This window comes from Legionella genomosp. 1 (assembly GCF_900640215.1).
Lineage (GTDB): Bacteria > Pseudomonadota > Gammaproteobacteria > Legionellales > Legionellaceae > Legionella_C > Legionella_C quinlivanii_A.
Window position 1 is genome coordinate 232,228 of record NZ_CAAAJH010000001.1, and the last position, 15,955, is coordinate 248,182.

Here is a 15,955-nt window from a genome sequence, read left to right on the forward strand (position 1 = left end):
CCTTATTCTATAAGCCAAACAAAGGCAGTTGGACGTTTCCCTTGGGTTTTTCCTGCTTGAGTTTAACGCCTATCCCTAATAAGCGCACAGGCTTATATTTTCTGGCAAATCCTTCCTCCATCAATTGATGCAATATGTCAACATCAACTCTTTGACCAAGACGTTCAACAGTAGTTTGCTGAAAATCACTGAATTTTAATTTTACGAACAGCCCGTGAATGTTGGATTGTTCTCCACTGCGTTGTATTCTGGCTTCAAGGCGCACAATGAGTGCAGGTAACTCATTAAGACAGGCGCTGATATCCGCTAAATCCCTGGAATAGGTTTCCTCGACACTGATGGATTTTCTAATGCGCTCGGGATTGACCGGGCGATTATCAATGCCTCTGCACAAGTCATAAAGCCTTTGGCCCATTACGCCAAATTTCATTGCCAGATATTCTGAAGAATATTGCTGTAAATCAGCACAAGTATTGATGTTGAGGGCTTTTAGCCGTTCCTCCATTTTAGGACCTACTCCAAAGAGCCTGCGCACTGGCAGACTAAGTACAAAAGAGGAAACATCCTCTGGCCGAATCACCATTTGGCCATCCGGTTTATTCCAGTCACTGGCTATTTTTGCCAGACTTTTGTTTGGGGCAATGCCGGCACTGGCAGTCAGTTGTCTTGTCTCATAAATTCGTGCCCGGATTTCCCGAGCGATCCAGGTAGCACTTCCCTGGCATTGAGTGGATTCAGTGACATCCAGATAGGCTTCGTCCAGCGATAAAGGTTCAATAAGTTTGGTGTAGTCCGCAAATATGGCGCGAATATACTGGCTTTCCTGGTGATAAATTTCCATACGCACCGGTTGAAGAACCAATTGAGGGCATAGCTTAAGCGCCTGGGCTGTTGGCATCGCCGAACGCACGCCAAACTTGCGGGCAATGTAATTACAAGTTGATATTACTCCCCGATGTCTGGCGTCTCCTCCGACTGCAAGCGGTTTATTGGCCAGTTCCGGGAAGTCACGCATTTCAATGGCCGCATAAAAACAGTCCATATCAATATGAATAATCTTTCTTGTCATTTAATTCTTTAACAGGAATATTGATTCGATAAAATGTCAGCTGGAAAGGTATATGAGTAGCAGATAACTGGCAATACCTAAAGTGCAATATATGAGCTAATTGGGTTGTAAAATGCAGGGCGTTAATTATAAACCCTGCAACTTAGCGTGTTAACCTTCAGAAATAGTAATTTCTCCGGGAGCATCTACATCTATTGTAAAACCATTGCCTTCCAAATGTACGGGTGTAATTACTCCAGTGATAATATCAATATAGAGAGTACCGACTACGATGGGTTTGGATTTATCAATAGCCATTTTAAACACTGCAGGACAAGCTTCTGTTTTATGCTTCCGACAACCTCCCTGGACGATGAACCATGAGACCTTACTTGTAGAATGCGGTAGAGTGGGTCTTGGACCAGGCATTTCATCCACAAATGCATTGGATATCAGATTGGTTGTGTTATGAATAATCATGGAATCGGGGGAAGCTAAAGCTGAAGGACTTGATAATCCAAGGGCCAATAAAGCGGGCATGAACGAACGAAGCATAAAACAAACTCCTTTTTTACTATTAATGCATTTAACAACCGAAACATATTAACCTTAAATAAGTTATCTTTAAAAGCTGATTATCATAACTCACCGGCACGCCGTCATCTCGAACGCAGTGAGAGATCTCCCTAATCCTGGTTTGTGCCAGCAGTCGGAGCTCTCTCACTGCGTTCGAGATGACAAGATATGACACAGTTTGATGAAGACTCTCTGATTCTTAAAGGTTACCCGAAGACTATAATTAAAAATAGATTTGTATTTGGGGGTAACCAATGGAAATAATCGAAACAATTCAACAAAAAATTGCAACACAAATCGTTCAGGCTCAGTTAGTGGAGCGCAGTGGGGCAACACTATTATCACAATTGAAGAATCTTCCTCAAGTGAATAGCGAAAATGTGGAGGAAGTTTTGAGTGAAGCGATTGAAGGACGAAGTTATTATAATTGGCATGGTAATGAGATGCCTACCCGTGTAAATATTGAAGAAAAAATAGGAATTGTAATTATAGAATTTCTGCATACTGTAAACGGTTCAAGATTAAGTGAAGAAGAAAAGATTAAAGTCGTTTCTGAAATATTAAAAGAGGCACAAAGCCACTTAAATATCGCTTCAAAATTAAATCCCGCCAGTTTGAGCCAATGCTTAACCGATTGTGAAAAGCTGGTTAAAAATGATGCTCAATTTACCGAGATTACTCAAGAAGCTAAAGACTATTTTAAAGACCAGTTAAAGCAAAGAATCGATGCGCTTCATCAGAATCAACGAAATGAAGAGTCAAAGCTGAGAGACCAAAAGAAATTTCCTAATAAAAAAGCGGATACCTCAGCACAAATTTCCCCTGTTGAGTTGAAAATAGATAGAGAAAACAGACTCCTTCATAAAGAGCTTTTATTAAAAGTTTTAAATAGTGAATTAACTAAAAATCCGGCAGGGAAAAAATCGGATTTAATTAAAGATATTATTGAAATAGTCAAAGAAATTGATCCTGAAGGAGATCCTGTACAAGTATCAAGAACGTTTGTAGGCATTAAACATCTCATCGAGCATTGGGATATCCTGGAAGGGGTTAAGACACCCAAGCAATTGGTTCTCCAGCAATTGGCATGGTTTCTCAGTGATCTTGCTGTGGCTGATTGGCAGAGAGAACTAGCAGGAACTAGTTCTTTCATCATGGAGGATAGATTCACCAGGGATACTATTCGAGATGCACTGGCGGGAAGGCCCTTACGTGATTTTACTGCTTATTTTAAGAGTCTTACCGAGGAGCAAAAAGCGGAGGGAGAAGAAGCTATTAATCTCATCCAAACAATAAACAGCGCATCGCCGGAGTCTATCGAATCGATTTTAAAGGACGCTTTGAAAAGCAAGGGTATATTCTCTGCTTATTCCTCTACGCCCAGATTAGCCCGGTATTTAAAGAAAGCTCTGGACCTTAACAAACTGGAAAAGCCAGAAAACAGGAATAATCAGGATACATTGAAAATTATAGGAATATTCCGTAATCCACCTTATAATCTGGCTACATCCTTCATTTTCCTAAATTACCTTGATGCACTTTCCAAGGTGCCGGAAGTGAATCAATTTCTTGCTCCTATAACAAATAATGTGCCTAAAAAGCCATCCATGTTAAAGGTTCCAGAAACCCACTCGGCAGCATCAATGAAGGATGAGCTGAAAGTTATTAGAATCGATCCGGAAAAGCGTAAAGAAAACAGGGATATCGCTTTGCGTATTATTGAGGAACTCAGGAAGTATCCTAAAGAGGCGGGCGGCAATGAATGGATGCTTGAAAATATCGAAAAAATCATTAAGGCAATAGACCTGGAAAATCCAACTGATGTCACCCAATCATTCGCAAAAATTAAACTCCTGGTTCTGAACTGGGAAATGCAAAGTGGCAGCAAGAACCCACTCTATTTGGCTGAGAAACCCCTTTCCTGGTTTCTGAGTCGTCTCGGTAGTAAGGACGAAAATCTTTTACAGCGCATGATGAAATACTCAAAAATCGAGGATGAGGATAAGCTTGGTAGCGGAATACTTTATCAGTATGATGTATTATATGATTTTGAAGGAGAAAAAGATTATCAAACAGATAATGCCGATATCATTAAAGCCAGACAATTAATCCACGCTATTGATGATATTGCAAAAGATACGGCATTATCTTTCCATGATAGGCAACAGAAAATTATTAGTCTGCTCAAAGAAAATTTAGATACAAGTCTTTGGGATAAGTTAAATCCTGATCCTGTAAGTCTTAATAAATATATAGAGAAATCCATCGAAATTGCCAGCTTGCCTGAGGATACCGAGTTGTTCTCAAAAAGGCTTCTAAATTTTGTTTTTGCATTTAATCGCGCGACTAATTTTAAGGACTTACTCGAAGCGGTATCGGATGATTTCCACGAAATTATTGTGGCTGAGATGAATCAGAAAGATGGATACCAAATGTAGAAGAATTCAAATTCGGGCGCTCATTATCTGAATGAAACTGGATGATGAAACTTGACTTTAATTTCAGAATCTTTAATAGCATCCAAGTGTTTCATTCGATCGATGATGTCAGTCACCAAGGCTTTTTTAACTTTGACCAGATTTATGTGTATTTCATCATAGCCCGGGATTTGGCCAGGCTGAACAATAAACTGGCTAATGTGGGTATCAATTCCTTCGTCGAGTGTTTTTAACAGTGTTTCGTAATTGATTGAAGACTGTGTGGCATAGAAAGTTAAACTGCAGCTTGTTTTCTTGCTTTTAAATTTCTCTTCCAGAGGCTTAATGACCAATAGAATAACAAGGATAATGAAGGTGGCAACAAGTGCAGCATGGTAAAGCCCGCCTCCTACCGCAAGACCAATTCCCGCAACCGTCCAAATACTGGCGGCGGTAGTCAATCCGCGAACCACATTGCCTTGCAATAAAATTGCGCCAGCACCCAGAAATCCAATACCGGAAACCACCTGCGCTGCAATACGAGAGGGATCAAGAATCACATTAGGAGTGCCCAGGATATCATAAAAGCTGAAAGCGGAAACAATCATAATCAGGCAGGAACTCACACATACCAGCATATGAGTACGCAAACCAGCAGCCCAAAGAACGCGTTCGCGTTCCATACCAATAACGCTACCCAAGACCCCAGCCAGACAAAGACGCAGGGCAATTTCTAAATGAGATAACATCATAGGGTTAGCTTTCTGATTAATAAGAGAAATAGTATACCATCAGCGAAATTCAACAAGCCAATAAAATCAGTGTTGAAAAGCCCGCTCCTGGAAACTCGTATTGATACCGGCCCATTCTGCTGCAATAATCTTATTGGATCTTATCGGGTTTAATTTAATGATTTCAGTATTGGCAATTAACAATTATCGTTCAATTTTAGATTTGAAAGTACCCTTGAGCCAACTCAATGTGATTACTGGTGCCAATGGAAGTGGTAAATCGAATATCTATCGAGCGCTTCGCCTTCTTTCACAAACAGTAACTGGCGGGGTCGTTAAAGCCCTGGCTCAGGAAGGGGGCTTAAATTCCACTTTTTGGGCGGGCCCTGAAACATTGTCTAAAGCAATGCAAAAAGCTGAGGCAGTGATTGAAGGCAGTGTACGTAAAAAAGCGGTGCGCATGCGGCTTGGTTTTTCAACACCGGAATTAGGCTATGCTATTTCACTGGGCTTACCTGCACCATCAAGCTCTGTATTTTCATTAGATCCAGAAATCAAGAGGGAGTGTATCTGGGCAGGCCCTTGCCTAAGACCCGCAAGTCTGCTTGTGGACAGAGTGGGGCCAATCGTAAAAGTTCGCTCATCACGAACCTGGGAAGTCGTTGATCAACATCTCAATGTGTTTGAAAGTCTGTTTTCTCAGATTGGTAATATAAAAGAGACACCAGAAATTATCTATGTGCGTGAGTTTATACGCAACTGGCGGTTTTATGATCATTTTCGTAGTGACAGAGAATCACCCGCTCGAAAAACGCAAATTGCGACCCGTACCCCCATTTTGAGTAATGAGGGGGATGATTTGGCTGCTGCACTACAGACAATTAAAGAAATTGGTGATAGTGAGGCGCTGGATAAAGCGATTAGTAATGCTTTTCCAGGAACAAAACTGGTTATAACCAGACACGAAGGCGGCTATCTTTCTGTAGGACTTTCTCAACAAGGTTTATTGCGACCACTGACCTGTGCAGAATTATCCGATGGAACATTACGTTATTTATTATTGGTTGCGGCATTACTAACCCCCAGGCCCCCAAAGCTACTGATTCTAAACGAACCTGAAACCAGTTTGCATCCTGACCTGTTGCCAGCTTTAGCGAAACTTATATTACATGTATCCGAAAAAACACAGGTTTGGGTTGTTTCTCATGCTGATTTACTGATTAATAGTTTAAAACAATATCCGGAATGTCATCTTATAGCGCTTGAAAAACAAACCGGACAAACCACCATTCCTGGGCAATCACTCCTGGATATTCCTCCCTGGTATTGGCCTGATTAGCTGTCTGGGTTTCGAGAAAAATTCTCTATTCTTGCTGATTTCCCGGTATATCGCATTTAATGCAGAAGAAACGCTGGCCTATATCACACATCCAGCAAATTATATCGTGTCCAAATGCGAAGTGGCTCCTAATGGCAATTTAACCAATTGCACTTTAACCGGCACAAATATGAATGGCGCTACCGGGATAAAACTGGTCACGCTTTAAAGAGAGTAATATGAACCCGGTTGTCGCGATGCGCCAACCAGGCTACATGGAATTAAAATAAACCCGTAGCCTGGTTGGCGCCTTGCGCGACAACCGGGTTTTCTTATTGTTGGATCAGATTAAAAAAGAAAGTTAGGGTTTAAAAGCGTCTTCATTGATGTCATTTGACTCTTGCTGCTCATCCCCTGAATCTTTCATTTCGCGTAGGCTATCTTTCAGTACCCTCATCTGGGTTGCTGTATATTCTTCAACTATCTTGCCTGGCGATTCCTCTCTCAATGTAAGGGTATACTCAGCATCCTGTCCTGCTATAAGAATTTCACCCTCACCCTGGTAATATGAAATACCACTAATATCTTTACCCATGGCATTGGGATAGGTAATAATTATTTCCCTGTCTTCATTTAAATAATGACAACCAACCTGTGTTCCTTTTGTCGTGCTAAGGATTCGTTGTTGCGTTAACAAAAATGGATCGTCTGATTTCTCTCTATTGGCATCTGCCTGTTTTGCAAATTTTGCACTTTTTTCACCTCGTATGGTCCTGTATGTTTTTGCCTCTTCTCCAGGTTCTAATGGTTCTAATGGCTTATTAAGAGCTGACAGCGAAATCATACTGGTAAGAAAAATTTCTTTTAAAAAATTATCCGAACATTTGTCTAATCGTTCAATTGATCCCGATAAAAGATTATTAATATCGCGGTACATTGCGTCTTGAGTATATTGGTTTAGCGCTTTAAGCTCACCATTCTGCAGATTTAACAAATCTTTTCCGATGTGATTGTTTTTTTTCATCTCAGCGAGTTTGTCATCAGTCAATGCTTCGACATTACCATATTCTAAAATTGATGGAGGACAAGAGGGAGTATTTTCATTCAAAAAATCATTAAATTTTTGTATGGTAGCATCATCAATTGTAATATGTTCCAAATTTGCCAATGACAATAATTTTTTTAAAGGATAAGTCTTGGAATTGTTGGCGGCTATAGTCACTTCCAATAGGTGATTATTGTTATCAAATTCTCTTCTGATTTGATAATTCTGTGCATCTGATAATAATAAGGCGGTTGCCTCTTCAAGAAGCCTTGTTGCGTTATTTTTATTGAGAGGACCGTAATAATATGCATTATCCCCCATAACACCAACCAAGAATCTCAGGATATATATATATTGAGTATAGACATGTTCTAAAAAAATTCATATTTGCTTGGTTGCGTAGCCTGGTTGGCGCCTTGGCGACAACCGGGTTCTCATGCTGTGCCTTGGCCAGCATTCTTCAATACATCAGGAAGGGCCTTCCTGGAAAATGGGGATTTGGCAGCCAACGTTGAAAAACCTGGTTGTCGCAACGCGCCAACCAGGCTACGAGGATTTAATTATAGGCAGCCCTGGGGGTTTCTTGAAGGTTATATTTTTCTAAATTATATTACAAACCACCAACCCGCTAATAAAGGAATACAAGTGGTACAATATCGGCGTGATTTTTCTCCCGGAGCAATCTATTTTTTTACTCTTACTTTAAAAAATCGAAATTCCTGTGCCCTGACTCTGCATAGTAATCTCCTAACACGATCTTTCCGATGGGTACGGCACCAATACCCGTTTAAAACGCATGCAATGGTAGTATTACCCGATCATCTTCATGTGGTTTGGGAATTACCTGCCACTGATTTTAATTATTCCTTACGTTGGCGGTTGATAAAGACCTATTTTTCCAAGGCAATGATTAAATCAGGCGTGATTTTGTCAAAAAATGATCGGAATGAATATTCTTTATGGCAAAGACGTTTTTGGGAGCATCGAATCCGAAATGAAGACGATTTGAAAACCCATATTGATTATATTCACTATAATCCGGTTAAGCATCAGCTGGTCAAAAGACCTTGTGATTGGCAATATTCCAGCATTCACCAATACATCCGGAAGAGAAGTCTACCTGGAAATTGGGGGGTAGGCTGAAAACCCGGTTGTCGCAATAAACCGCGTAGCCTGGTTGGCGCCTTGGCGACAACCGGGTTTACATGCTCATAAAAAATGGAAATTTCCTGTGTCTTGTCGAGCATTCATCAATACACAGGAGGGGAAGTCTTCCTGGAAATGGGGGGCAGGCCAGCGTCAGGAAAAGCTAGACGCAACTGAGCCATTAATGGGTCATCCTTGGCTATCCAATACCATGGTTTAAATCGTTTATATTCGTCAAATGGATGAAGCGTGGCTTGTATATCCTGGTAGTTGGGCATAAAGGAGCTCAGATAGTCAAAACTGAGTGGGTATAATACCAATATCGATTTCTAATTGCATTTTCCATGGTGGGCGGAGGCTTATTTATCCCGAAAAATCCAGGGGTGCTAACCCGAGATATCCATTAAATTAATCCGAGAAATCCAATATGCTATTCCGAAATTTCCATACAAATATATTAAAATACAAGCAAGGTAGCCCGGTTGTAGCAATGCGCGACAACCAGGTAAGTTATATTTTTCTCCTGGGGCAATCTATTTTTTACTCTCGATTTTTAAAAATCGAGTTCCTGAGGCTTTTTCCAGCATTGATCAATGCATCAGGAAGGGAAGTCCTCCTGTAAATTGGGAGATTAGGCTGCCAAAGTTGAAAAACCCGGTTGTCGCAATGCGCCAACCAGGCTACTTGAATAATAAGCCGCGTAGCCTGGTTGGCGCCTTGCGCGACAACCGGGTTTCCTCTTAGGCGGCCATAGTATATTTAACAATCAATGCAGTATCTTCTTTACCGCAATCTAGCAAGGCCTGGTAATAGGAAAAAATTATTTGCTCAGACGTTGCCGCAGGGAGAGATTTGGGCAGGGTAAAAGTCATAAATACATTTTGCTCGCCAAATTGTTTCTCAAGATTAGAATAAATGATGGCTAATTTTTTCTTGGCGAGTGTGTCATCAATAGGAGTCTTTGATGTATTTTCTGAGAGAATTACTTCTTCTTCTATTTTCTGTATTTTCTCCGTTAAATGGGGATACAACTCTTCTAAATGGACTACCGAATCATCTATTTGATTCAGTTCAATTTTTACAATGTCTTCGGGATGTTCTTTAAGTAAAATTTGATAAATATCGCGCTGGGCAGTTATTAACCTGAAAATTGCTTCATCGGAAGCTGTATTAAGATGTTTGCTAAAAACACGCCTGATTAAAGAGACAGTGTAAGCATCTATGGTTGTTGACGGTTCATGATTATATTCAGCCTGTTTAGAGATATTGATGAACTCTTTAAATTCCTCTGGATGTTTTTTTGAAATAGTATTTAAAAGTGGATTTTCTTTATACTTTTCCTCAAGCTTTGACACTTTGACTGTATTCGAAATATATGGGCTAAGCAAGTAGAGCGTGACTGGCAGGGCGATTAAAGCAAGTATTGAAATGGTTGTTGATTTTTGTTTGGAAATAAAATATCTAACAGCTGAACATGCGACACCAATAGTTCCGCAAATTAGTACATTGGTCCAATTCATTCGTATTCCTTTATTAATTATCCATTGCTGAGGTTTTGCGTAAGTGCTCTATAAACTTTTCCATTTTCGTTTATAAAGCATTTATTAATGGTGGCCAGAGGCAGAATCGAACTGCCGACACGAGGATTTTCAGTCCTAAATAAAGCACTTTTAACGTCTTCTCTTAATTTTTAAAATCCTTTAATATCCCTTTAAAATCAAGTATATTAAGCCGTATTCAGATTTTTCTATTTTTATTTGGTTTTAAATAATCTGTCTACATGGTGTCTACATGGTGTCTACATGAGATTTTTATTAAGGTGGTCTATGGATAATAGCAAGTCAGTCAAACTCACCAAATCATTCATTGATAAAGTCAAACTATTGGAAGGGAAGGATCAGGTCTTTTATCGCGATGAACAAATAAAAGGGTTTGCACTTCGAGTCACATCGACTGGTGTTAAAAGTTTTGTAGTAGAAACTCGCATTGCAGGAAAAGTAAAAAGGGTAACTCTTGGCAAATATGGACAACTTACTGCTGAGGAGGCGCGCAAGCAGGCTAAACATCTATTAGGCAAAATAGCGAGAGGCGATAACCCTATTGCAGAAAAGAAAGCAAATAAGGTGAGAAACCTGACTTTAAAAGAAGTATTCAATGATTATCTGAAAGCTCGTAAGGATCTGAAAGCGCTCACCATTAAGGATTATCAAGGGGTTCTGAGTCAGGTAATGCCTGATTGGCTTGATAAAGCTTTAATTAATATTACAAGAGAGATGATTGCCAAACGTCATATGCAATATGGCCAAACCAACAGTAAGGCACGCGCTAACTATGCCATGCGCGTATTAAGGGCTGTTTTTAATTTTGCAGTTCACGAATATCAGCTGGAAGATGGCCAACCCATTATTGCTGTTAATCCAGTAGAGTATTTATCTCACACCAGAAGCTGGTATCGGGTTGATCGCAAAAATACTATGATAAAAAATCATCAACTGGCAGCCTGGCATCAGGGTTTAATGCGATTAGGTGAACAGGAAGATTATCCTCAGGCAATGATGTGGAAAGATTACTTTCTGCTAATTTTATTTACAGGTTTAAGACGAATGGAAGCTGCTTCATTACGTTGGTCAGATATTGATTTCAAAGCTGGAACGTTTACTGTGCAAGATACCAAGAATAGAGAAGTCCATACTTTACCAATGACTGATTTTCTTGATGAATTATTCCAAAGGAGAAGACAATTTAAAGTAAGCGAATTTGTTTTCCCGGCACCAAGTAAAACAGGTCATTTGATGGAGCCTAGAAAGGCTATGCTTAAAGTGGCTGAATTATCCGGTGTATCATTTACAGTTCATGATTTAAGACGTACCTTTGCCACAACAGCAGAGAGCTTGGACTTGCCTGCTTATGCTTTAAAAAGATTATTAAATCATAAAATGAATAATGATGTGACGGCGGGGTATATTATCCGAGATGCAGAGCAATTACGAAAGCCAATGCAACGTATTACGAATTTTCTGACTAAGCAAATGGCAGTGAATATAGAAATTGAAGGTCCACTTACTGATTTGGTATTTGACGAAGATAATGATTATTAGTACAATAATATTACTACTTCCCCTAGGACTCTGCTCCTAGGGCACAGAGCCTCTTCGGAGGCTCTTGTTTTTTCTGGTGTAAAAATGAATAACAAACGCACTAGTATCTATATTGATGGGTTCAATCTTTATTACGGCTGTTTAAAAAAATCTCCATATAAATGGCTTGATTTGAAACAGCTATTTGAAAATTTGTTAGATTCATCCCATAAAATAAATAAAATTAAATATTACACCGCCCATATTTCAAGCCGCAATGATAATGAAGCGTCTCGCTCAAGACAGCGGTACTATTTAAATGCTTTAGAAAAATATATTCCTGAAATAGAAATTTATTACGGACATTATTTAACCCATAAAATCAATGCAAAGGTAGTAAATCCTCCACCCGAATTTATTCAAATCTACAAAACTGAAGAAAAAGGTTCTGATGTAAATTTGGCTCTTCATGTTCTTAATGATGCATGGCTAAACCTTTATGACTGTGCTGTAATTGTTTCAAATGATAGTGATTTGGCAGAATCACTCAGACTAGTAAAAAGCCAAACAAGTAAATTAATAGGTGTAGTATTCCCAAATACCGATCACAAGAGAAAACCCTCGAGGGAGTTGGTTAAGTATGCGGATTTTATCAAACCTATTAGGCAAAGCCTTTTAAGTAACTGTCAGTTACCGAATAATATCCCAGGAACAGAAATATATAAGCCAGCCGAATGGTAGTAACACCAGGTGCTAGGTACCAATAGCAGGAGTTAATTACCGGGGAAGTTACCGGGGAAGTTGGCGTGTTATAGAGGTGAGCTCCTATGTTTAAGAAGTTTATTGGGACAGCAGGGACAATTGGGGCATCAGTATGGCAGTGGGTTTCAGATGCCCCAATTCCATACGTTCACTTGGGACAAATGGGACACATCTCTCGAGAAAAAAATTTTAATATCAAAGAATAACAATTAATAACAATCAAATCAGGCGCTTTGAAAGCGCTTGACACTCCTTTAAATTGCCAGCAATACTTCTCCTGAGCTGTACGCTTTTAGGGGATCCACGGTTCCTTAAAAGCATAGGAAAATGAAATATCATGACTTTTCTCTATTAAGGGAACCGGCCGGATAGTCAACTGGTATTCATTGAGCAGGACGCATTACCGTCGGCATTAGGCTGAATGAATAATCATTTGATGAGGTTTCCATATGAATAAACAATTATCTCGCTTACAACTGTTAAATGAATTTGAATCCGCACCCAGTTCTGCATTATTTAATCAACAAACTTTAGCAGCTGTTTTAGACTGCTCCACTCAACTTCTGGAACGCAATCGCTGGGAAGGAAAAGGCGTTCCCTATCTTAAAATTGGCCGTAAGGTTTTATATCGCAAAACGGATGTATTGGCTTTTATTCAACAGCAGAAAGTCTATCGCTCTACCTGTGATCAAGGGCAGCTGCTGTCACTGATCAATGAGTAAATTCGATAGAGGACAATTGGTTCAGGAAGGATAGATTTCTTATCTTTCGTGAACTCTGTTGGAGTAAGAGTCATGCTGCAAAATCAAATTATTAACTTAAAAAGTAAAAGCGAACAATATCCTATTCTTTGTGAATACGCTGGTGGTTGTTTTAGATTAAATAACAAGGATTGTCCTTTCTTGGGAAAGACAAAGATGATAACACAATGCCACCTCGCTGGATTTGCTCTACTTTGCATGTGGTAGCTAAAACGCGAGATGCTAAAAGCGGTGAGTGGGGCGACTACTCGAATGGAAGGATGATGACGGAGTGATTCATCAATGGGCAATGCCTCTGGCTTTGTTACAAGGGGATGCCTCCGAGGTCAGGAGAGAACTGGCGAGACTTGGTTTAAGTATCTCTCCCCACAAAACAGCCAGGGATTTACTGGCTACCTATTTACAGGTTTTTCATGTAGAAAACCGTGCCCGCTGTGTCGATAAACTAGGCTGGCATGAAGACCTCTTTGTTACTGCTTCACAAACGATTGGTAACTCCGCTGAGAAAATTGTTTTTCAAAACAGTCATACGATTGATTCAGCTGTCTCTGTTTCTGGGACAGTGGATAATTGGCGCGAGTCAATAGGGCAGCTTGCTATCGGCAATTCGCGATTAGTTTTTGCTATTTCTGCCGCTTTTGCTCCTGCCCTGGCAAAAATTGCAGGTGAAGATTCAGGCGGTTTTCATTTTAGAGGTGCTTCCTCAAGCGGTAAAAGTACAGCTTTAAAAGTAGCTGCTTCAGTTTGGGGTAATCCACAGGCCTATTGTCGCTTATGGCGCAGTACAAACAATGGGCTTGAAGGATTAGCGGCATTACACAATGATGGCTTATTAATATTGGATGAATTAAGCCAGATGGATCCTAGAGAAGCCGGCGAGGCTGCTTATTTGTTGGCTAATGGCCAAGGCAAGACACGGGCCTCACGTCATGGCACAGTCAAAAGCTCGTCCCGATGGTCGTTATTTTTTCTCTCCGCTGGGGAAGAATCCTTAATGTCTCTGATGGCCAGAGCAGGGCAGAAAACCAATGCAGGACAAGAAATACGTTTAGCAGATGTTGAAGCCGACGCTGGATTAAACATGGGAATATTTGAAACCATTCATAATCAGCTTAGCCCAGCTACAATGGCTCTTTCTTTGAAGGAATATTCGAGTAAATATTATGGCGCAGCGGGCATGGCCTGGCTGCAAAAAGTGGTTTCCAATCAGCAAAGCATTGCAATAAGCATAGCTGATACGATGCAAGAGTTTGTTGATAGCGCTGTTTTGTCAGATTCAACGGGTCAGATTATCCGTGTTGCCAGACGTTTTGCATTGGTAGCTGCTGCTGGAGAGTTAGCAAGCCAGTACGGGTTAACAGGCTGGGAAGAGGGAGAATCTATTAATGCAACCTATAAGTGCTTCAAAGCATGGCTTGAGCATTTCGGCATCGATGGAAATCGCGAAGATAGGGCAATATTCGCTCAAGTCAGAGCATTCTTTGAATCCCACGGGGCTAGCCGGTTTGACAATATAAAAATGCCCAATAACGAACGGATTCACAATCGCGCCGGATTTTATTATACGGATGAAGCCGGCTTTCGCAGGTATATGGTTTTAACCGAAGTATTCAGAAAAGAATTATGTCAGGGATTTGAGCCAAGGACGGTGACTCGGGTGTTAATGAATGAAGGCTGGCTAAAACCAGCAGCAGACGGATCACCCACTCAGAAACCAAGAATAAAGGGGGTCGGAACACCCCGATTATATGTTTTCACTGAAAAAATCTGGGGCGGTGAATAAAATTTAGCAGGTATATGTCCCATTATTTTTAAGCAATGGGACATTAGGGACCACCCTAAGCCAATATCCACCGGTTGTCCCACCTGTCCCAATTGTCCCAATTATTATTCTTCAATCCTTAAGATATAGCCATAAGGTATTCCGTGATTTGATTCCCATTTCATCACGAATTAACAGACTGGTTTTATAATTCCCATATTCAGGCAGGAGGAGGGGATGCATTTGTTTTGCATACCAATAACGCCAGCTTTGAGTACTTGATAAATGGTGCTTTGCTAATGCACTCCGCCAGAGAATACGGATTTCCTCATAGGATTTGAATTGTGCCAAACTCTCATATTGTTTAACCAGCCAATTAAAAAGATTCAGAACCACTTTCTGATTGTCAGTTCTGATCGGTATGGTACGGTCGCAGGAATTAAAAGCAATCTCCCTGGTTATCCAGAGAGAACATTTGCGGAGGTGGATGCCTGGTTTAATACTGATTGCTTCTTTGGATGTCAATCCAAATTCGGTTTGCAGCGCCATAATTACTCTGACTATAGGGTCGCTTAGCGATTTCCAGATGTCCGGGTAAATTGTTTTGGTATTCTTTTTCTTTGTTTTGGGCCGTGAAAGCTCAAGTGATTGATTATCGATATTAGCAACAATGCAATTACTAATTCGTAAAAACCGGCAAATAATCGTCATATAACGCATAATGGTAACCGGATTAATATTCTGTTTTTTCCAGTAGAGCACCAGCTGCCGAATCTGCTCGGATTGCAAGGCTTGCCAGGAAGGTGGAATCTGTCTAATAGCAAATAGATCATCAATCATTTTATGAATGACATAAGCACGGTGTTTGCAGCAAAGATGTTTACCTTGTTTGTCGAATTGAATTTGTCGATTCGCGAACTGTCTTAGAGATTGTGTACGCATCTTCCCATCCGCAAAAAGTGTTTAAAGATTGCCCTGCATACCGTTTAGTGTTGGTCGAGCGGCTCAATGTTTTATTGAAACCCGGCAAAGCCGTAAAGCTCGAATAGGGGCAAAACAATCGTTATAAGGCAAACGAACTCGCCGATACTACTAGGTTTTTTCTGGTTATTTTTCTCCTAAATAGAATGAATAAAAAGTGATAAAGCGAAGGGCTTTATCACCAATCCATGTTCAATTAACAATTGATTTAGAGCTCCGAAGAACCCACTTCACCGAACGGCAAAGATCCTGAGAGGTTTCCCGACTACACGTCCAGCCACAAGGTTAGGGAATAAAAGTGGCTTAGCATAAGAGGCCCAAGCGTTTCATC

At 40.4% G+C, this 15,955-nt stretch carries 12 protein-coding genes and 1 pseudogene; 7 read left to right on the forward strand and 6 right to left on the reverse strand.

Going from position 1 to position 15,955, the window contains the following annotated elements:
• Window positions 1-7 precede the first annotated feature (7 nt).
• Both dinB and E1O89_RS01035 read right to left on the reverse strand, forming a co-directional pair.
• Window positions 8-1,069: a DNA polymerase IV gene (gene dinB, locus E1O89_RS01030; RefSeq protein ID WP_133138540.1), complete on the reverse strand. Its 1,062-nt coding sequence runs from the start codon at window positions 1,067-1,069 to the stop codon at window positions 8-10.
• Between the two features lie 150 nt (window positions 1,070-1,219).
• Entirely contained in the window at window positions 1,220-1,603 is a 384-nt protein-coding gene (locus E1O89_RS01035; RefSeq protein ID WP_133138541.1) for a hypothetical protein, read from the reverse strand.
• A gap of 275 nt (window positions 1,604-1,878) precedes the next feature.
• On the opposite strand from E1O89_RS01035, the gene E1O89_RS01040 reads away from it, so the two are divergent.
• Window positions 1,879-4,062 carry a hypothetical protein gene (locus E1O89_RS01040; protein ID WP_133138542.1) on the forward strand — a complete coding sequence of 728 codons (2,184 nt, stop codon included), beginning with the start codon at window positions 1,879-1,881 and terminating at the stop codon, window positions 4,060-4,062.
• Between the two features lie 23 nt (window positions 4,063-4,085).
• Here the strand turns inward: E1O89_RS01040 and E1O89_RS01045 are convergent, their stop codons facing one another.
• Complete coding sequence (locus E1O89_RS01045) at window positions 4,086-4,793, reverse strand: MgtC/SapB family protein (RefSeq protein WP_222845412.1); 708 nt, start codon at window positions 4,791-4,793, stop codon at window positions 4,086-4,088.
• Between the two features lie 157 nt (window positions 4,794-4,950).
• On the opposite strand from E1O89_RS01045, the gene E1O89_RS01050 reads away from it, so the two are divergent.
• Window positions 4,951-6,111 (forward strand): AAA family ATPase, encoded by a 1,161-nt coding sequence (locus E1O89_RS01050; protein WP_133138543.1) that lies wholly within the window; start codon window positions 4,951-4,953, stop codon window positions 6,109-6,111.
• Window positions 6,112-6,451: 340 nt separating this feature from the next.
• Here E1O89_RS01050 and E1O89_RS01055 read toward each other — a convergent pair whose 3' ends face one another.
• Window positions 6,452-7,468 carry a hypothetical protein gene (locus tag E1O89_RS01055; RefSeq protein ID WP_133138544.1) on the reverse strand — a complete coding sequence of 339 codons (1,017 nt, stop codon included), beginning with the start codon at window positions 7,466-7,468 and terminating at the stop codon, window positions 6,452-6,454.
• Window positions 7,469-7,576: 108 nt separating this feature from the next.
• Between E1O89_RS01055 and E1O89_RS01060 the strand changes: the two genes are divergently transcribed.
• A complete protein-coding gene (locus E1O89_RS01060) occupies window positions 7,577-8,278 on the forward strand; it encodes an REP-associated tyrosine transposase (protein ID WP_262337359.1) in 702 nt (233 codons plus the stop codon).
• Window positions 8,279-9,021: 743 nt separating this feature from the next.
• On the opposite strand, the gene E1O89_RS01065 is transcribed toward E1O89_RS01060, so the two are convergent.
• Entirely contained in the window at window positions 9,022-9,801 is a 780-nt protein-coding gene (locus tag E1O89_RS01065) for a hypothetical protein (protein WP_133138545.1), read from the reverse strand.
• A gap of 306 nt (window positions 9,802-10,107) precedes the next feature.
• Between E1O89_RS01065 and E1O89_RS01070 the strand changes: the two genes are divergently transcribed.
• The 4 genes and pseudogenes from E1O89_RS01070 (at window position 10,108) to E1O89_RS01085 (ending at window position 14,664) form a co-directional block, all read left to right on the forward strand.
• The gene (locus E1O89_RS01070; protein ID WP_133138546.1) at window positions 10,108-11,379 is read left to right on the forward strand and encodes a tyrosine-type recombinase/integrase; all 1,272 of its coding nucleotides are present in this window, start codon (window positions 10,108-10,110) and stop codon (window positions 11,377-11,379) included.
• Window positions 11,380-11,463: 84 nt separating this feature from the next.
• Window positions 11,464-12,099: an NYN domain-containing protein gene (locus tag E1O89_RS01075; RefSeq protein ID WP_133138547.1), complete on the forward strand. Its 636-nt coding sequence runs from the start codon at window positions 11,464-11,466 to the stop codon at window positions 12,097-12,099.
• Between the two features lie 470 nt (window positions 12,100-12,569).
• Entirely contained in the window at window positions 12,570-12,842 is a 273-nt protein-coding gene (locus E1O89_RS01080; RefSeq protein WP_133138548.1) for a helix-turn-helix domain-containing protein, read from the forward strand.
• 72 nt (window positions 12,843-12,914) lie between these two features.
• Window positions 12,915-14,664: pseudogene (locus E1O89_RS01085) on the forward strand (DUF927 domain-containing protein).
• A 111-nt stretch (window positions 14,665-14,775) separates the two neighbouring features.
• Here E1O89_RS01085 and E1O89_RS01090 read toward each other — a convergent pair.
• Window positions 14,776-15,585 (reverse strand): integrase, encoded by an 810-nt coding sequence (locus tag E1O89_RS01090; RefSeq protein ID WP_133138549.1) that lies wholly within the window; start codon window positions 15,583-15,585, stop codon window positions 14,776-14,778.
• Window positions 15,586-15,955 lie beyond the last annotated feature (370 nt).